We start from the raw sequence: 17,342 nt of genomic DNA on the forward strand, positions 1-17,342 counted from the left end.
ATGGTCAATTTCCGTTTCCGCTCGCTCCTTTGGCGGGCGATCAGTAGCCTCTGCTCGAACACCGGATCGCCTACGCCTTGGAGAGATAGATGGAGCGTCCCGCCTGGGCCCCACGGAGCATCGACATCTCGGTGCCCAGCGTCTCGCGGATCTACGACTACTACCTGGGCGGTTCGCACAACTTCGAGGTGGACCGGGAAGCGGCCCGCAAGGCCATGGACTTCATGCCGGGACTCCCCAAGATCATGCAGGCCAACCGGGCGTTCATGCGCCGCGCGGTGCGCTTCGCGGCCGACGAGGGCATCACCCAGTTCCTGGACATCGGCTCCGGCATCCCCACGTTCGGCAACGTCCACGAGGTGGCCCAGACCGCCAGCCCCGGCGCGCGCGTGGTGTACGTCGACCACGACCCGGTCGCCGTCGCGCACAGCCAGGCGGTCCTGGCGGCCAACGACGACGCCGACGTCGTCGCCGCCGACCTGCTCAAGCCGCAGGAGATCCTGGCCAGTTCCCAGGTCGAGCGCCTCATCGACCTGAACCGGCCAGTCGCCCTGCTTCTCGTTGCCATACTGCACTTCGTGGAGGACGAGAACGACCCGTACGCGGCGGTGGCCGAGCTGCGCGACGCGCTCGCGCCCGGCAGCCTGCTGGTGCTCACCCATGCCTCGTACGAGGGAATCCCGCTGCCCGAGGGACGGGCCCAGGGCACGGTCGACGTATACAAGGACATTCGCAACCCGCTGATCATGCGCTCGCGCGACGACATCGCGCGGTTCTTCGAGGGGTACGACATGGTGGAACCCGGACTGGTGCCGATGCCGCACTGGCGGCCCGACACCGCACCGGAGGACGAGGATCCGTGGGCCTTCTCCGGTTTCGCCGGCGTGGGGCGTACCGCGTGAGGGCGGGGCCGGACGGGCCGGAGGACAGACTGCGCCGGTTCGCGACGATCTGGAGCCGGGCGGTCTTCCCGGTGACCTCGACGTCGTCGACCCGGCCGGAGTTCGAGGAGCAACTGCTGCCGCTGGCCCGGCGGTTGAGCGAGGCCCTCAGGGCCAGGACCTTCGACGCGAACGCGGGCAGGGCGGTCGGCGCCGCGCTGGTCGCCGCGCACTGCACCGACCCCGAGGCGCTCAGCCGCTCACTGGACTGCGTCGACGCCTACCTGGTGCTCTACTGCGGCGACGGCGGCGACCAGGAGGACCTGCGGGCACGCTCGTCCAGGCTCCAGCACGCCATGGCCGCCGGGTTCGCCCAGGCGCTGCGCGAGCGGACCCTGGCCGAGCAGGAGGCGATCTCCGCGGCCGCCCTCAAGGCACAGGGCGTCGTGGCCCAGGCGCTGCACGCCACCGAGGCCCGCTTCCGCGCGGTGTTCGAGGGCGCGGCCATAGGAATCGGCATCGCCGACCTCGACGGCAACATACTGCAGGTCAACGGCGCCCTGCTGCGCATGTTCGGCATCTCCGAACAGGCCCTGCGCAGCCGCAACGTCATGGAGTGGACCCACCCCGAGGACGCGCCGCAGACCTGGAAGCTCTACGACGAACTCGTCCGCGGCGAGCGCGAGCACTACCACGTCGAAAAGGCCTTCTACCGGCCCGACGGAACGGTCCTGTGGACCAACCTCACGGTCTCCCTGCTGCGCGACGCCGACGGCGACCCGCAGTACCAGCTCGCCCTCATGGAGGACACCACCGAGCGCCGCCTGCTCAATCTGCGGCTGCGCTACGAGGCCACCCACGACGCGCTCACCGGCCTGCCCAACCGCACCTTCTTCTTCGAGCGCCTGGAGAAGGCACTGGGCGCCGGGGAGGGCCAGCGGTTCGGGCTGTGCTACCTCGACCTGGACGGCTTCAAGACCGTCAACGACAGCCTCGGCCACGCGGCCGGCGACCGGCTACTCGTCGAGGTCGCCGACCGCCTGCAGTCGTGCGCCACCGCGCCCGGCGAGATGGTGGCGCGGCTCGGCGGCGACGAGTTCGTGGCGCTGACCACCGGCCCCGACACCGAGCGCGAGGTCGACGAGCTCGCCGCCCGGATCATGAACGCGCTCATCGCCCCGATCAGTGTCGACGGCCGCGAGCTGACCGTGCGCGGCAGCATCGGCATCGTCGAGGGCCCGGCCGGGGAGCGCGGCCCGGCGGAGGTGCTGCGCAGCGCCGACATCACGATGTACCGCGCCAAGTCGGCGGGCGGCAACCGCTTCGAGCTGGCCGACCCGGAGGCCGACGCCCGCGCCATCACCCGGCACGGCCTGACCACGGCGCTGCCGACGGCGCTGGACCGGGGCGAGTTCTTCATCGAGTACCAGCCGCTGGTCCACCTCGGCGACGGCAGTGTGCGCGGTGCGGAGGCCCTGGTGCGCTGGCTGCATCCGCAGCACGGCGTCCTCGGCCCGGACCGGTTCATTCCGCTCGCCGAGCACACGGGACTCATCGTCCCGCTCGGCCGCTGGGTCCTGGAGCAGTCGGTACGCCAGGCACGCGAATGGCGCGAACGGCACGACGACGCGGGTCCCTTCCGCATCAACGTCAACCTCTCGCCCTGCCAGCTCACCCACCCCGGACTCGTCCAGGACACGGTCGAGATCCTGGAGCGCACCGGCATGGCACCCGACGCCCTGTGCCTGGAGGTCACCGAGTCCGCCCTCATCGGCGCCGACGACGACCTGCTCAAGCCGCTGCGCCGGCTGGCCGAGATGGGCGTCGACATCGCCCTGGACGACTTCGGCACCGGCTACTCCAACCTCGCCAACCTGCGCCGGCTGCCGGTGAGCATCCTCAAGCTGGACCGCTCCTTCACCCAGAGCATGCAGCAGTTCCCGGCCGACCCCGTCGACCTCAAGATCGTCGAGGGCATCGTCTCCCTGGCCCACAGCCTGAGCCTCGCGGTCACCGTGGAGGGCGTGGAGACCGGCGCCCAGGCCGAGCAGCTGCGGATACTCGGCTGCGACACGGCCCAGGGCTGGTACTACGCCCGCCCGGGCCCACCGGAACGACTGCACGAGCTGGCGCTGGTGGACGCGACGGGCTGAGTCCCGGGGCCGTGCGGGACGGGGCGGGCTGCGCCCCGGTCCCGTGGCCCGTGTCGGCGCGTACGGGCGACGACCAGGCCCATCGCTCCCGGCCGACGGACGACCGAGCCCGCCCGGCCCGGTCGTATAGCGTGAGTTCCGCCGACGGCGGCACCACACGCCCGAGCCGGTCAGCGGAAAGGCAGGACCCGCCATGCCCGACGGGCCGATCGATCTGGATCTGCGCAAGCTGCGCTATTTCGTGGCCGTGGCCGAGCGGCGGCACTTCGGACGAGCGGCGCTCGCCCTGCACGTCACCCAGCCGGCGCTGTCCCGGCAGGTGCGTCAGCTGGAGCACGACCTGCGGGTGGAGCTGTTCACCCGCAGCACGCGCGACGTCGCGCTCACCCCGGCCGGCGAGCAGTTCCTGCGGGACGCCAAGGCGCTGCTCGCCGCCTCGGAGGCCGCCCAGGAGCGGGCCCGCCGGATCAGCGCCGGGGACAACGCGCTGGTCGTCGGGTTCATGCTCGGCACGGACGTCAGCCTCGCCCTGAACGCGTTCTCCGGACAGCATCCCCGCGTGTCCATCGAGCTGGTCCGGATGCGCTGGTGGAGCCAGGCACGGGTGCTGCTGGAGGGCGCCGTGGACGTCGGGTTCGTACGGCCGCCCGTCGAGGCCGACGGCGTGGAGCTGCTGCCCCTGTACCGCGAGCACCTCACCGCCGTACTCCCCGTCGAGCACCCGCACGCGCACGACGCCAAGGTCGCCCTCGCCGCGCTGGCCGAGGACCCCGTCCTGGAGTACGCCGACGCGGCCGAGGCCTGGTCGGCCGTCTGGAACGCCGACCCGCGCCCCGACGGCACCCGGCCCGCCCACGGCCCCGCCTTCCACGACATGGAGGAACTCCTCGGTTACGTCCGCGGCGGGCGCGGCATCGCGTTCGTGCCGCACTCCGTCGCCGCCGCCTTCCCCCGGTCCGACATCGCCTACGTCCCGGTCGCCGACGTACCGCCCGGGCAGGTGGCCCTGGCCTGGAACGGCGCGCGCCCCTCGCCGCTCGTCGCGAGCTTCGTCGAGGCGGTGCGTGCGGCCGTGCGGGTGAGCGGGACGGCGTAGAACTGCGCTCATGCCGACTCGGCATCAATGGCGCGGGAAGAGGCATTGGACGGGACCGAACAGGCCCCCAAGACTCGGAGGCACCAGACCTTCCCGGAGTACCTCCCCGACCCTTTGGAGCCCGCGATGCGTGCAGCCGTCGCCACCGGAGCCAACCGCCCGCTGGTCCTCGACACCCTCGACGTCCCCCAGCCCGCCGCCGGCGAGGTCCTGGTCAAGGTCCACGCCTGCGGCGTCTGCTTCTCCGACCTGAGCCTGCTGCGCGGGCACTACCCCTTCGCCAGGTTCCCCGTCGTCCCCGGCCACGAGATCACCGGAGTGGTGACCGCCGTGGGCGAGGGCGTGACCTTCCCGGAGGTCGGCACGGTCGTGGGCGCCCAGTTCCTGTACGACTCCTGCGGGCACTGCGACTACTGCGTGCGCGGAGACCGGATCCTGTGCCCGCGCAAGCGCGTCACAGGCGTCGTGGCCGACGGCGGCTACGCCGAGTACGCCCTGCTCAAGGCCGACTTCGTCACCCCGCTGCCGGACGGCCTGGACCCCGTGGCCGCGGCCCCGCTGATGTGCGCCGGCCTCACCGCCTTCAACGGCCTGCGCCAGGGCGGCGCGCAGGCCGGCTCCCGCGTCGCCGTCGTCGGCCTCGGCGGAGTCGGCGCCCTCGCCGTGCGCTACGCCGCCGCCATGGGTGCCCGCGTCGCCGTGGTGGGCCGCTCCCGGCGCGGCGAGGACCAGGCCAAGACGCTGGGCGCCGAACTGTTCGTCGCCACCGACGAGTCCGACCCGGCCGACGCGCTCAAGGCCTGGGACGGCGGCGCCGATCTGGTCCTCAACGCCGCCCCGTCCACCGTCGCGGCCGCCGCCACCCTGGGCGGCATCGCCCCCGACGGCACCCTCCTGCTCCTCGGCTACGGCTCCGAGCCGCTCTCGCTGCCCACCCAGCCCATGATCCTCAACCGCCTGCACGTGGTCGCGTCCCCCTCCGGCTCCCCGCACGACCTGCGCGACACCCTCGCCTTCTCCACGGCCCACGGCATCCTCCCCGAGGTCAGCCCGATCACCCTGGACCAGGCGCCGTCCGTCCTCGACGCGATGGCCGACGGCACCGCCCGCGGCCGCAGCGTCATCACCTTCGGCTGATCCCGCAAGGAGTTCACCATGCCCTACGTCGCCCTCGTCACCGGTGCCTCCAGCGGCTTCGGCGCCCTGACGGCCCGCGCCCTCGCCGACGCCGGCCACACCGTGCACGCCGGCATTCGGCAGACCACCGGCCGCAACGCCCCGGCGGTCGCCGACGCCCGGTCCTACGCCGACGAGCACGGCGTCGACCTGCGCACCGTCGAACTCGACGTCTCCAGCCAGGAGTCCGTGGACGCCGCGGTCGCCGAGGTGGGGCGGATCGACGTCGTCGTGCACAACGCCGGTCACATGGTGCTCGGCCCGACCGAGGCGTTCACCCCCGAGCAGATCGCCGAGATCTACGACACCAACGTGTTGTCCACGCAGCGCGTCAACCGGGCCGTACTCCCACAGATGCGGGCCCGGCGCGACGGTCTGCTGCTGTGGGTGGGCTCCTCCAGCACCTACGGCGGCACCCCGCCCTACCTCGCCCCGTACTTCGGCGCCAAGGCCGCGATGGACCACCTGGCCAAGAGCTACGCGGTCGAACTGAGCCGCTTCGGCATCGACACGGCCATCGTGGTCCCCGGCTCCTTCACCTCGGGCACCAACCACTTCGCCCACGCGATGCACCCGCAGGACACGGCCACCGCGGAGGCGTACGACGCCTTCTACGCCGGCCTGATGGACGACGTCGGCAAGGCGCTGGCCGCCCTGGCGCCGGCCGACGCCGACGTCCGGGAGGTCGCCCGGGCCATCGTCCGCATCGTCGGCACCCCCAAGGGCGAGCGCCCCTTCCGCACCACCATCGACCCGGCCGACGACGGCTCCGAGCGGGTCAGCGACGTCGCCGACGGCATCCGCACCGACTTCTACCAGCGCATCGGCATGACGGACCTGCTGACCCCCCGCAGCTGACGCTCACCGCTCCAGCAGCATCCGCTGCAACTCCCGCGCGGCCCGCGGCGGCGCCACATCGCTGCGGTGGGCCAGCGCGATCGTCCGGTGCAGCCCGGGCCGGGCCAGCGGGGTCACCCGCAGTCCCCGGCCCGACCGCGCCGCCACCATACGCGGCACGACGGCGACCCCCAGCCCGGCCCGCACGAACCCGAGCACCGCGTCCATCTCCCCGCCCTCCACCGCGAAGTCCGGCTCGAAGCCCTCGGCGCGGCATGCGGCGACCGTCAGTTCCCGCAGGTCGTAGCCGTGCCGGAACATCACCAGGCGCTCGCCCTCCAGATCGGCGATGCGCACGGTGCGCCGCCCACCGCCGGGCCGGGCGGCCTCGGGGGAGGAGACCACCACCAGGTCCTCGCGCAGCAGCTCCACCGTGGTCAGCGCCGGGGACGGCGTCGGCAGGGGCAGCACCACCAGGGCCAGATCCAGGGCGCCGCGCGCGAGCTGCCGTACGAGATCGTGCGAGCCGCCCTCCTCGATCAGCAGCTGGATGCCGGGATAGCGGTCGTGGAAGGCGCGCAGCACGTCGGGGAGCAGGCCGGTGCACAGGCTCGGCGTCGCGCCCAGCCGGACCCGGCCCCGGCGCAGCTGCACCAGCTCCTGCACCTCGTGCCGGGCGGTGTCCGCGTCGGCCAGGATGCGCCGGGCCAGCGGCAGCAGGGCCTCCCCGGCGTCCGTCAGCGTGATGTTGCCGCGGGCCCGCAGGAACAGGTCCGCGCCCAACTCCCGCTCCAGCGCCTTGATCTGCTGCGACAGCGAGGGCTGCGCGACATGCACCAGGTCGGCGGCCCGGGTGAAGTGCCGGGTCTCGGCGACCGCCACGAAGTACTGGAGCTGTTGGAATTGCACCCGGCCATCATAGGTGTCGCATAGGGATTGCCTATGGAAACGAGCCGGACCATGTCTTGGACCGATGGGGCCGTTCGGCCCTAGCGTCATGTTCCATGGCTCTGGCAACGCGGACGGACCGACGGCCGTCCATGGCGCGCACGGTGTGGGACTCCACCGTCGGCAAGAAGACCGTGATGGCGGTCAGCGGACTGATCATGCTGGCGTACCTGGTCGCCCACATGATCGGAAACCTGAAGATCTACTTCGGCGCGGGTGAGTTCAACGCCTACGGCCACTGGCTGCGCACGGTCGGCGAACCGTTCATGCACTACGAGTGGACGCTCTGGCTGATCCGCGTCGTGCTGGTCGTCGCGGTCGTCGCCCACGCGGTCTCGGCGTACCAGCTCAGCCGCCGCGACATCAAGGCACGCCCCAGCAAGTACGTGCACAAGAAGCCGCGGGCCTCCTACGCCACGCGCACCATGCGCTGGGGCGGCATCATCCTCGGACTGTTCATCGTCTGGCACGTCCTGGACCTGACGACGGGCACCGTGCACTCCGGCGGCTTTCAGGAGGGCCACCCGTACCAGAACGTCGTGGACACCTTCTCCACCTGGTACGGCAACGTCATCTACATCGTCGCGATGCTCGCCCTCGGCCTGCACATCCGGCACGGCTTCTGGAGCGCAGCCCAGACCCTCGGCGCCGGCAGCCGCACCCGCGACCGCGCCCTGAAGACCGTCGCGAACGTCCTCGCGCTGCTGCTCACGGCCGGGTTCATCGCCGTGCCCGTGGGCGTCATGACCGGAGTGGTGAGCTGACCATGAACGAGTACACCGACTACACGACCGGCGCACCCGTCGTCGACGGCAAGGCCCCCTCCGGCCCCGTCAACGAGCGCTGGGACAAGCGCCGCTTCGAAGCCAAGCTGGTCAACCCCGCCAACCGGCGCAAGCACACGGTGATCGTGGTGGGGACGGGCCTGGCCGGCGGCTCAGCCGGCGCCACCCTCGCCGAACAGGGCTACCACGTCGTCCAGTTCTGCTACCAGGACTCCCCGCGCCGCGCCCACTCCATCGCCGCCCAGGGCGGTATCAACGCGGCGAAGAACTACCGCAACGACGGCGACTCCATCCACCGGCTGTTCTACGACACCGTCAAGGGCGGCGACTTCCGGGCGCGGGAGTCCAACGTCCACCGGCTCGCGCAGATCTCCGTCGAGATCATCGACCAGTGCGTGGCGCAGGGCGTGCCGTTCGCCCGCGAGTACGGCGGCCTGCTCGACACGCGCTCCTTCGGCGGCGTCCAGGTGTCGCGGACCTTCTACGCCCGCGGCCAGACGGGCCAGCAACTGCTGCTCGGCGCCTATCAGGCGCTCAGCCGGCAGATCGCCGCGGGCAACGTCGAGATGCACCCGCGCACCGAGATGCTCGACCTGATCGTCGTCGACGGACGGGCGCGCGGCATCGTGGCCCGGGACCTGATCACCGGCAGGATCGACACGTACTTCGCGGACGCCGTCGTCCTCGCCAGCGGCGGCTACGGCAACGTCTTCTACCTGTCGACGAACGCCATGAACTCCAACGCCACCGCGATCTGGCGGGCCCACCGGCGCGGCGCCTACTTCGCCAACCCCTGCTTCACCCAGATCCACCCCACCTGCATCCCGCGCACCGGCGACCACCAGTCCAAGCTGACGCTGATGAGCGAGTCGCTGCGCAACGACGGCCGGATCTGGGTGCCGAAGGCCAAGGGCGACGACCGGCCGCCGAACAAGATCCCCGAGGACGAGCGCGACTACTACCTGGAGCGCGTCTACCCGTCCTTCGGCAACCTCGTGCCCCGCGACATCGCCTCCCGCGCCGCGAAGAACGTCTGCGACGAGGGCAGGGGAGTGGGCCCCGGCGGACAGGGCGTGTACCTGGACTTCGCGGACGCCATCAAGCGCATGGGACGCAAGGCCGTCGAGGCCAAGTACGGCAACCTCTTCGACATGTACCAGCGGATCACCGACGAGGATCCGTACGAGGTGCCGATGCGGATCTACCCGGCCGTGCACTACACGATGGGCGGACTGTGGGTCGACTACGACCTCCAGACGACCGTCCCCGGCCTGTTCGCGATCGGCGAGGCCAACTTCTCCGACCACGGCGCCAACCGGCTGGGCGCGAGCGCCCTGATGCAGGGCCTGGCCGACGGCTACTTCGTCCTCCCGGCCACCATCAACGACTACCTCGCCCGCAACCCGCACCATGAGAAGGTCACCGACGAACACCCCGTCGTGCGGGAGGTGCTGGCCGAGACGCAGGACCGGGTCAACCTGCTGCTGGCCGTGGACGGCGACCGTACGCCGGACTCCTTCCACCGTGAACTCGGCGAGCTGATGTGGGAGTTCTGCGGGATGGCCCGCACGGACGCCGGGCTGCGCAAGGCGCTGGAGCGGATCCCGCAGATCCGCGAGGAGTTCTGGCGGCGGATCAAGGTCCCGGGCACCGGCGAGGAGTTCAACCAGTCGCTGGAGAAGGCCAACCGCATCGTCGACTACCTGGAGCTCGCCGAGCTGATGTGCCTCGACGCACTGCACCGCTCCGAGTCCTGCGGCGGCCACTTCCGCGAGGAGTCGCAGACGCCGGACGGCGAGGCGGCCCGCAAGGACGACGCGTTCGCCTACGCGGCGGCCTGGGAGTTCACCGACACGGGCGCCGCTCCCGTCCTGCACAAGGAAGACCTGGTCTTCGAGTACGTCCACCCCACCCAGCGGAGCTACGCATGAAGCTCACCCTGCGCGTCTGGCGGCAGAAGAACGCCGGCACCGAAGGCGCCATGTCCACGTACGAGGTGGACGGGATCTCCTCCGACATGTCCTTCCTGGAGATGCTCGACACCCTCAACGAGGAGCTCATCCTCAAGGGCGAGGACCCGGTCGCCTTCGACCACGACTGCCGTGAGGGCATCTGCGGCGCCTGTTCGCTCGTGATCAACGGCGACGCGCACGGGCCCGAGCGGACGACGACCTGCCAGCTGCACATGCGGTCCTTCAAGGACGGCGACACGATCGACATCGAGCCGTGGCGGGCGTCGGCGTTCCCGGTGATCAAGGACCTGGTCGTGGACCGGTCCGCGTTCGACCGGATCATCCAGGCCGGCGGCTACATCACCGCGCCGACGGGCGCCGCGCCCGAGGCGCACGCCACGCCGGTGCCGAAGCCCGACGCCGACCTCGCCTTCGAGCACGCCGAGTGCATCGGGTGCGGCGCGTGCGTCGCCGCGTGCCCGAACGGGGCGGCGATGCTGTTCACCTCCGCCAAGGTCAACCACCTGAACGTGCTGCCGCAGGGCGCTCCCGAGCGCGAGACCCGGGTCCTGGACATGGTGGCTCAGATGGACGAGGAGGGCTTCGGCGGCTGCACCCTCACCGGCGAGTGCGCCACGGCCTGCCCGAAGGGCATCCCCCTGATGTCCATCACGAGCATGAACAAGGAGTGGCTGCGGGCCACGCGGAAGGTGAAGCGGTAACACGAGCCGCACCGCAGAACGTTCGCCGACAGGTGCGGACGGGCGGGGCCGGGAGTGGTGCTCCCCGGCCCCGTCTCGCGTTTCGGCGCCCCGCCGAGCGAAGCGTTCAACATCCGCACATCAACTCTCCTGGCACAGGTCACGCGTACGCCAACCGGCATCGGAAGAACAGGGGCGGCACCTCACACCGCTCGCAACCGCCCCTTCGCTGCCGTCCCCGGCCCGTGACCAGGAGTAAGCCATGACCGGCGTACTGACCGTCGACCGTCCCCCGCAGCCCACGGCACCCACCCGATACACCGTGGGCCTCGCCCGCAACGAGGAGGACGTGCGCGCCGCCCAGCGGCTGCGGCACGACGTCTTCGCGGGCGAGATGGGGGCCCTGCTGTCCACCCCGCAGCCGGGCCTCGACATCGACGCCTTCGACGCGTACTGCGACCATCTGCTCGTCCGCGAGGAGGTGTCCGGCCAGGTCGTCGGCACCTACCGGCTGCTGCCCCCGGAGCGCGCCGCGGTTGCGGGCCGACTCTACTCGGAGGGCGAGTTCGACCTCACCGGGATCGACTCCCTGCGCCCGAACCTGGTCGAGGTCGGCCGCTCCTGCGTCCACCCCGACCACCGCGACGGCGCCGTGATCAGCCTCATCTGGGCCGGCATCGCCCGCTACATGGTCGACCACGGCCACGAGTGGCTGGCCGGCTGCTGCTCGATCCCGCTCGCCGACGGCGGCACGCTCGCGGCGGCCACCTGGGACCGGGTGCGGGCCAAGCACCTGGCCCCGGAGGAGTACCGCGTACGACCGCTGCACCCCTGGCAGCCGACCGCGCCCGTGCCCGCCCAGCGCGTCGAACTGCCCGCGCTCCTGCGCGGCTACCTCCGTCTCGGCGCCTGGGTCTGCGGCGAGGCCGCGCACGACCCGGAGTTCGGCGTCGCCGACCTGTATGTGCTGCTGTCGATGCGCCGGGTCAACCCGCGCTATCTGCGGCACTTCCTCTCCCTCGTCCCGGCGTGACGGTCGTGGCGGCCATGAGCACGTCCTCCCTGGGTGCCGTGGGTGTCTCCGCGGTGATCACGGGCAGCGCGGGCCACGCCCCCGACGCGGGCACCCTCTGGCGGCCCAGCGCCCCCTGCTCCCCGCGGACCTGCGTCGACACGACGGGACGGGCCAGGGCCGTCCCCCTGGCCGCGTTCCGGATCGCGGCGGTGCTGTTCCTGCTGGTTCTCGGGTTGGCGGCCATTCCGCTCGGTTCACGGATCCCCGCCGGGCTGATCCGGCGCTGGTCCCGCTGGATCGTCCGGGCCGCGGGGGTCCGGGTGCGAGTGGACGGCGGCGCGGCGCCGGACGGCGGGCTGCTGCTCGTCGCCAACCATGTCTCCTGGCTGGACATCCCGCTGCTCGCCGCCGTGCGCCCGGCCCGGATGCTCGCCAAGTCCGAGATCCGTGACTGGCCGGTCGCGGGATGGCTGACCGCCCGCAGCGGCGCCCTGTTCATCGACCGGGACCGGATCCGCGCCCTGCCCGAGACGGTGGCCCGGATCGCCGGGGCGCTGCGGGCGGGCGAGGCGGTCACCGTCTTCCCCGAGGGCAGCACCTGGTGCGGCCGTGCCCAGGGCCGCTTCCGCCGGGCCGCCTTCCAGGCCGCCCTCGACGCGGGTGTCCCGGTGCAGCCGGTGCGGCTGCGCTACCGGGTCGCCGGGGGCGCGCCCGGCACGGCGGCCGCCTTCGTCGGCGAGGACCCGCTGCTGGCGTCGGTGTGGCGGGTGGCCAGGGCACGCGAACTCGTCGCCGAGGTGGAGGTGCTGGAGCCGATCGCGCCGGACAGGCGGGCCGACCGGCGCTCCCTGACCGGGGCCGCCGAGATGTCGGTGCTGCTCGGGACACAGCGCGTCGTACCGCTCCCGGCGCCTGCCATCGGCAACGAACGGCCGGCCCCGTCGTGCGAACCCCTCACGGCATGACCCGGGCGAGATAGCGCGCCGTCGTGCTGTCCCGCGCGCGAGCCACCCGAGCGGGCGGACCCGCCGCCACGATGCGTCCGCCCGCGTCACCGCCGCCCGGCCCCAGGTCGATCACCCAGTCCGCGCCCGCGACGACGGACATGTCGTGCTCGACCACGACGACGGTGTGCCCGGCGTCCACGAGCCCGTGCAACTGCCGCATCAGCACCTCGACGTCGGCCGGGTGGAGCCCGGTGGTCGGCTCGTCGAGCAGGTACAGCGTGTGACCGCGCCGGCCGCGCTGCAGCTCGCTCGCCAGCTTGATGCGCTGGGCCTCACCGCCGGACAGCTCGGTGGCGGGCTGCCCGAGACGGAGATAGCCGAGGCCCACGTCGAGCAGGGTGCCCAGGCTGCGGGCCACGGCCGGGGTGTCCGCGAAGAACTCCGCCGCCGACTCGACCGTGAGGTCCAGCACCTGCGCGATGTTCCGTCCCCGGTACGCCACCTGGAGCGTCTCCGGGTTGTAGCGCGCCCCGCCGCAGTCCGGGCACGGCGCATACGTGCTCGGCAGGAACAGCAGCTCCACGCTGACGAACCCCTCGCCCTGACAGGTCTCGCAGCGTCCGCCCGCGACATTGAAGGAGAAGCGCCCGACGCCATACCCACGGGCCTGCGCGTCGTCGGTGGCCGCGAACACCTTGCGGACGACGTCGAAGAGGCCGGTGTAGGTGGCGAGGGTGGAGCGCGGGGTACGCCCGATCGGCTTCTGGTCGACCGAGACGAGCCGGTCCACGCCCGCCAGGCCCTCCGTGATCTCACCGATGAGCGTGGACTTGCCCGACCCCGAGACCCCGGTGACGGCCGTGAACACCCCGAGCGGGAACTCGGCCGTCACCCCGCGCAGGTTGTGCCGGGTGACCGGGCCGACCTTCAACTGGCCGCGCGGGGTGCGCACTTGGCGTACAGCGGCGGGAGAGTCGTCGAACAGGATGCGCGCGGTGGCCGAGTCCGCGACCGACGCCAGCTCGGCCACCGGCCCGCTGTGCAGCACCCGCCCGCCATGCTCACCGGCCCGCGGCCCCACGTCGACCAGCCAGTCGGCGCCGCGCACGACATCGAGGTGGTGCTCCACCACGAACACCGTGTTCCCGGCGGCCTTCAGCCGCTCCAGCACCCTCAGCAGCGCCTCCGTGTCCGCCGGGTGCAGTCCGGCCGACGGCTCGTCGAGGACGTACACCACACCGAAGAGCCCGGACCGCAGCTGGGTCGCGAGGCGCAGGCGCTGCAGCTCGCCCGCCGAGAGGGTGGGCGTGGCACGGTCGAGGCTGAGGTAGCCGAGGCCGAGCTCGACGACCGGGGCGATACGGGACCTGAGGTCCTCGGTGAGGACACGGGCCGTCTCCGACGAGGCCCGGCCGTCCAGCGTGCCCGCCAGCTCCGTGAGCGGCAGTGCCGCCAGCTCGGCGATCGTGCGGCCCGCGAAGGTCACCGCCAGCGCCTCGGGCCGCAGCCTGCTGCCGCCGCACGCCGGGCAGGGCGCGGCGGCGAGGAACCGCTCCGCCTTGGCCCTGAGGGTGGGGCTCTTGGAGTCGGAGAAGGTCTTCATCACATACCGTCGGGCGCTCATGTAGGTGCCCTGGTACGGCCGTTGGATGCGGTCGGCGTCGCGCACCGGGTGGACGGTGACGACCGGCTGCTCGTCGGTGAACAGGATCCACTGCCGCTGCTCGGCGGGCAGCTCACGCCAGGGCCGGTCCACGTCGTACCCGAGCGCGTCGAGGATGTCCCGCAGGTTCTTGCCCTGCCAGGCACCGGGCCAGGCGGCGATCGCGCCCTCCCGGACCGACAGCGCCGGGTCGGGGACCAGCAACTCCTCGGCCGTACGGTGCACTCGGCCCAGCCCATGGCACTCCGGGCACGCCCCGGCCGCCGTGTTCGGCGAGAAGGCGTCCGAGTCGAGCCGCTCGGCGCCCGGCGGGTAGTCCCCGGCTCGGGAGAACAGCATCCGCAGGGAGTTGGAGAGGTTGGTGACCGTGCCGACGGAGGAGCGGGACGTCGGCGCCGAGCGGCGCTGCTGGAGGGACACGGCCGGCGGAAGCCCGGTGATCTCGCCGACCTTCGGCGCGCCGACCTGATGGATCAGCCGGCGCGCGTACGGCGCGACCGACTCGAAGTAGCGGCGCTGGGCCTCGGCGTAGATCGTGCCGAAGGCGAGCGACGACTTCCCCGACCCCGACACCCCCGTGAACACGGTCAGCACGTCCCGCGGAATGTCGACGTCCACGCCCTTCAGGTTGTGCTCACGGGCGCCGCGGACGCGGACGTAGGGGTCGTGCGGGGAGTACATAAGGCCCAGAGTCTAGGCGAACCGGCCGCACGCCTGTACGAGCCACCGGCCACCTGATGTTCATGAAGCCGTCGGCTCACCCACACCGGCCGCCCATACCGTCTCGCCAGTCTCTCTTCCTACCGAGGAGTATCGTGAGCGCTTCAGCTCTGAGCACTCTCACCGCCGCGCTGCTGATGGTCACGGGCGCGCCCGCCCCGCAGCCGGTCTCCGTCTCCGCGCGCGTCGAGACGCCCGCCGTGTACGACGACGAGGCGGGCGGCGACGCCGACGCCGACGACCCGGCCGTCTGGGTCGACCCCCGCCACCCGGGCCGCAGCCTCGTGATCGCCACCCTCAAGGAGGCCGGCCTCGACGTCTACGGCCTCGACGGCAGGCGCCTGCAGCGCATAGCGGCCCCGGCCGCGCCCGGCGAGGACGCCGCGCCGGGCCGCTTCAACAACGTCGACGTCGTCTACGGCTTCGAGCTGGACGGCGAGAGAACCGACCTGGCGCTGGTCAGCGACCGCGGCCGGGACCGGGTGCGGGCCTACGCCATCGACCCGGCCGCCGTCAGGGCGGGCAGGCCCCCGCTGAAGGACGTGACGGCGGCGAACGCCGCGCCGGTGTTCTCGGCGAGCGAGGCCGACGTCGACGACCAGCGCACCGCCTACGGCCTGGCCGCCTTCAGCGACGACGACAACGCCTACGTGGCGGTGTCGCGCCGCTCGGAGACCCGCGTACGGCTGCTGCGCCTGGAGGACCGTGACGGCCGCGTCGGCTACCGGACCGAGGACACCCTCGACCTGCCCGCCTCCTTCACCCTGCCGAACGGTGAGAGCTGGACGCCGTGCGCCGACCCCGGCGACCACGCGCAGGTCGAGGGCATGGTCGTCGACCAGGAGGAGCACGTGCTGTACGCGGCCCAGGAGGACGTCGGGCTGTGGCGGATCGACCTGGACGACGAGGAGTTCGGCCGGCCGAGGCTGATCGACCGGGTGCGCGAGTACGGCACCCCGTGGACGTATGACCCCGAGGCGGAGGAGGAGTGCGTCATCGACAGCGCCGACGATCCCGGCTTCGGCGGTGAGCACCTGAGCGCCGACGCCGAGGGCGCCACGATCTACCACGCCGCCGACGGCAAGGGATATCTGCTCGCCTCCAGCCAGGGCGACGACACCTTCGCCGTGTACGAGCGCGGTGGCCGAAACGCCTACCTCGGCTCTTTCGCCGTCACCGACAGCGCCGCCACCGACGGAGTGCAGCACTCCGACGGCAGCGCCGTGGTCAACGTCCCGCTCGGCCGGTCCTTCCCCAAGGGCCTGCTCGTCACCCACGACGGCGAGGCCACACCCGCGGACGGGGACCGGGAGGGCACGAACTTCAAGTTCACGGGCTGGGAGTCGGTGGCCGACGCGTTCCCGAAGCCGCTGACGATCGACACCGAGTCCTTCGACCCGCGCGACACGGACTGACCCACCGCCCGGCCGCTCGCCCGGATCAGGCGCCCACGATCCGGGCGAGCCTGCGGTACGAGTCCACCAGCGCCACCCGGTCGTACGTACTGGTCGTGACCAGCACCTCCTGCGCCCCCGTCTCCTTCAGCACCGTCTCCAGCTCGTGCGCGACCTGCTCCTCGGTGCCCGCGATGTGCCCGGTGAGGCCGCCCTCGTAGAAGCCGCGCTCCTTCTCGGTCATCACGAGAGCCTCGACACGCTCGGCGGGCGGCAGCGCGGGGAACGTGCCGTGTGTGCGCGAGTACGCCATCGACCAGGCCTCCGGCACGAGCAGCCGCCGGGCCTCCGCGGGCGTGGCGGCCACCGCGACGGAGCCGGAGATCACCACGTACGGCTCTGCGGCCCAGGGGGAGGGCCGGAAGTGCTCGCGGTAGTGATCGATCCCGCGCAGCATCTTCTCCCTGGTCCTGAGATCACCGATGACCATCGGCAGGCCCGTGCGGGCCGCGATGTCGGCGCCCTCGCCCATGGCCAGCACGAACGGCGGCACGGTCAGGCCCTCGGCGGGCCGCGCGTGCACCCCGGTCGGCGAGGAGCCGCGGAACCAGCCGAGCAGCTCCTGGATCTGCCCCGCGAAGTCCTCCGCGTCCTCCTTGTCCCGGCCCAGCGCCCTGCGCACCCCGTCGGTGAAACCGACGGACCGGCCCAACCCCATGTCGACACGCCCAGGGAACAGCGACTCCAGCACCCCGAACTGCTCGGCCACGACCAGCGGCCGGTGGTTGGGAAGCATCACTCCGCCGGTGCCGACCCGGATGGCGCGGGTCGCGGAGGCGACGGCGGCGGCCAGCACCGTGGGCGCGGAACCCGCGACGCCGGGCACGCCGTGGTGTTCCGACACCCAGAACCGGTGATAGCCGAGCGCCTCGACCTCCTGAGCCAGCCGTACGGTGTCGCGCAGCGCTTCGGCGGTCGGGTGGCCCTCGCGGGTGCGGGAGCGGTCGAGGACGGAGAAGCGGGTCGAGGCGATCACGGAGCTCATACCGGGTTCAACACCTGGGAGCCCACGGG

General features: G+C 72.2%; 14 protein-coding genes. 11 read left to right on the forward strand and 3 right to left on the reverse strand.

Features of this window, described 5'->3' with window-relative positions; translation table 11 throughout:
- Window positions 1–89: 89 nt before the first annotated feature.
- From IM697_RS19315 to IM697_RS19335, 5 genes are all read left to right on the forward strand, one after another.
- Window positions 90–902: an SAM-dependent methyltransferase gene (locus IM697_RS19315; RefSeq protein WP_194048950.1), complete on the forward strand. Its 813-nt coding sequence runs from the start codon at window positions 90–92 to the stop codon at window positions 900–902.
- Entirely contained in the window at window positions 899–3,034 is a 2,136-nt protein-coding gene (locus tag IM697_RS19320) for a putative bifunctional diguanylate cyclase/phosphodiesterase (RefSeq protein WP_194048951.1), read from the forward strand. Before IM697_RS19315 ends, IM697_RS19320 begins: the two co-directional genes overlap by 4 nt.
- A 193-nt stretch (window positions 3,035–3,227) precedes the next feature.
- A complete protein-coding gene (locus tag IM697_RS19325; protein WP_228044758.1) occupies window positions 3,228–4,130 on the forward strand; it encodes a LysR family transcriptional regulator in 903 nt (300 codons plus the stop codon).
- 126 nt (window positions 4,131–4,256) lie between these two features.
- On the forward strand, window positions 4,257–5,267 hold the full coding sequence (locus IM697_RS19330) for an alcohol dehydrogenase catalytic domain-containing protein (RefSeq protein ID WP_194048952.1): 1,011 nt from the start codon (window positions 4,257–4,259) through the stop codon (window positions 5,265–5,267).
- Window positions 5,268–5,285: 18 nt separating this feature from the next.
- The gene (locus IM697_RS19335; protein WP_194048953.1) at window positions 5,286–6,164 is read left to right on the forward strand and encodes an SDR family oxidoreductase; all 879 of its coding nucleotides are present in this window, start codon (window positions 5,286–5,288) and stop codon (window positions 6,162–6,164) included.
- A 3-nt stretch (window positions 6,165–6,167) separates the two neighbouring features.
- On the opposite strand, the gene IM697_RS19340 is transcribed toward IM697_RS19335, so the two are convergent.
- Window positions 6,168–7,052 (reverse strand): LysR family transcriptional regulator, encoded by an 885-nt coding sequence (locus IM697_RS19340; RefSeq protein WP_194048954.1) that lies wholly within the window; start codon window positions 7,050–7,052, stop codon window positions 6,168–6,170.
- A 131-nt stretch (window positions 7,053–7,183) separates the two neighbouring features.
- On the opposite strand from IM697_RS19340, the gene IM697_RS19345 reads away from it, so the two are divergent.
- The 5 genes from IM697_RS19345 (at window position 7,184) to IM697_RS19365 (ending at window position 12,509) form a co-directional block, all read left to right on the forward strand.
- Window positions 7,184–7,855 carry a succinate dehydrogenase gene (locus tag IM697_RS19345; RefSeq protein WP_194049772.1) on the forward strand — a complete coding sequence of 224 codons (672 nt, stop codon included), beginning with the start codon at window positions 7,184–7,186 and terminating at the stop codon, window positions 7,853–7,855.
- A gap of 2 nt (window positions 7,856–7,857) precedes the next feature.
- Window positions 7,858–9,807, forward strand: coding sequence for a fumarate reductase/succinate dehydrogenase flavoprotein subunit (locus IM697_RS19350; RefSeq protein WP_194048955.1), 1,950 nt, complete (start codon window positions 7,858–7,860; stop codon window positions 9,805–9,807).
- Entirely contained in the window at window positions 9,804–10,550 is a 747-nt protein-coding gene (locus tag IM697_RS19355) for a succinate dehydrogenase/fumarate reductase iron-sulfur subunit (protein WP_194048956.1), read from the forward strand. The genes IM697_RS19350 and IM697_RS19355 overlap by 4 nt, the downstream gene beginning before the upstream one ends.
- A gap of 241 nt (window positions 10,551–10,791) precedes the next feature.
- Window positions 10,792–11,562: a GNAT family N-acetyltransferase gene (locus tag IM697_RS19360; RefSeq protein WP_194048957.1), complete on the forward strand. Its 771-nt coding sequence runs from the start codon at window positions 10,792–10,794 to the stop codon at window positions 11,560–11,562.
- A 14-nt stretch (window positions 11,563–11,576) separates the two neighbouring features.
- On the forward strand, window positions 11,577–12,509 hold the full coding sequence (locus tag IM697_RS19365) for a lysophospholipid acyltransferase family protein (protein ID WP_194048958.1): 933 nt from the start codon (window positions 11,577–11,579) through the stop codon (window positions 12,507–12,509).
- On the opposite strand, the gene IM697_RS19370 is transcribed toward IM697_RS19365, so the two are convergent.
- A complete protein-coding gene (locus IM697_RS19370) occupies window positions 12,499–14,835 on the reverse strand; it encodes an excinuclease ABC subunit UvrA (RefSeq protein WP_194048959.1) in 2,337 nt (778 codons plus the stop codon). The genes IM697_RS19365 and IM697_RS19370 overlap by 11 nt on opposite strands.
- A 134-nt stretch (window positions 14,836–14,969) precedes the next feature.
- On the opposite strand from IM697_RS19370, the gene IM697_RS19375 reads away from it, so the two are divergent.
- On the forward strand, window positions 14,970–16,289 hold the full coding sequence (locus tag IM697_RS19375) for a phytase (protein ID WP_228044760.1): 1,320 nt from the start codon (window positions 14,970–14,972) through the stop codon (window positions 16,287–16,289).
- 25 nt (window positions 16,290–16,314) lie between these two features.
- Here IM697_RS19375 and IM697_RS19380 read toward each other — a convergent pair whose 3' ends face one another.
- Entirely contained in the window at window positions 16,315–17,313 is a 999-nt protein-coding gene (locus tag IM697_RS19380; RefSeq protein ID WP_194048961.1) for an LLM class flavin-dependent oxidoreductase, read from the reverse strand.
- Between the last annotated feature and the right edge of the window lie 29 nt (window positions 17,314–17,342).

The organism is Streptomyces ferrugineus, assembly GCF_015160855.1.
In the GTDB taxonomy this organism is placed as follows: Bacteria; Actinomycetota; Actinomycetes; order Streptomycetales; family Streptomycetaceae; genus Streptomyces; species Streptomyces ferrugineus.

Excerpts from the sequence above, each read along its gene's own strand:
- IM697_RS19350 (WP_194048955.1), top strand. The coding sequence starts at position 7,858 with ATGAACGAGTACACCGACTACACGACCGGCGCACCCGTCGTCGACGGC.
- IM697_RS19380 (WP_194048961.1), bottom strand. The coding sequence starts at position 17,313 with ATGAGCTCCGTGATCGCCTCGACCCGCTTCTCCGTCCTCGACCGCTCC.
- IM697_RS19325 (WP_228044758.1), top strand. The coding sequence starts at position 3,228 with ATGCCCGACGGGCCGATCGATCTGGATCTGCGCAAGCTGCGCTATTTC.
- IM697_RS19370 (WP_194048959.1), bottom strand. The coding sequence starts at position 14,835 with ATGTACTCCCCGCACGACCCCTACGTCCGCGTCCGCGGCGCCCGTGAG.
- IM697_RS19330 (WP_194048952.1), top strand. The coding sequence starts at position 4,257 with ATGCGTGCAGCCGTCGCCACCGGAGCCAACCGCCCGCTGGTCCTCGAC.
- IM697_RS19345 (WP_194049772.1), top strand. The coding sequence starts at position 7,184 with ATGGCGCGCACGGTGTGGGACTCCACCGTCGGCAAGAAGACCGTGATG.
- IM697_RS19335 (WP_194048953.1), top strand. The coding sequence starts at position 5,286 with ATGCCCTACGTCGCCCTCGTCACCGGTGCCTCCAGCGGCTTCGGCGCC.
- IM697_RS19365 (WP_194048958.1), top strand. The coding sequence starts at position 11,577 with ATGAGCACGTCCTCCCTGGGTGCCGTGGGTGTCTCCGCGGTGATCACG.
- IM697_RS19360 (WP_194048957.1), top strand. The coding sequence starts at position 10,792 with ATGACCGGCGTACTGACCGTCGACCGTCCCCCGCAGCCCACGGCACCC.
- IM697_RS19315 (WP_194048950.1), top strand. The coding sequence starts at position 90 with ATGGAGCGTCCCGCCTGGGCCCCACGGAGCATCGACATCTCGGTGCCC.
- IM697_RS19355 (WP_194048956.1), top strand. The coding sequence starts at position 9,804 with ATGAAGCTCACCCTGCGCGTCTGGCGGCAGAAGAACGCCGGCACCGAA.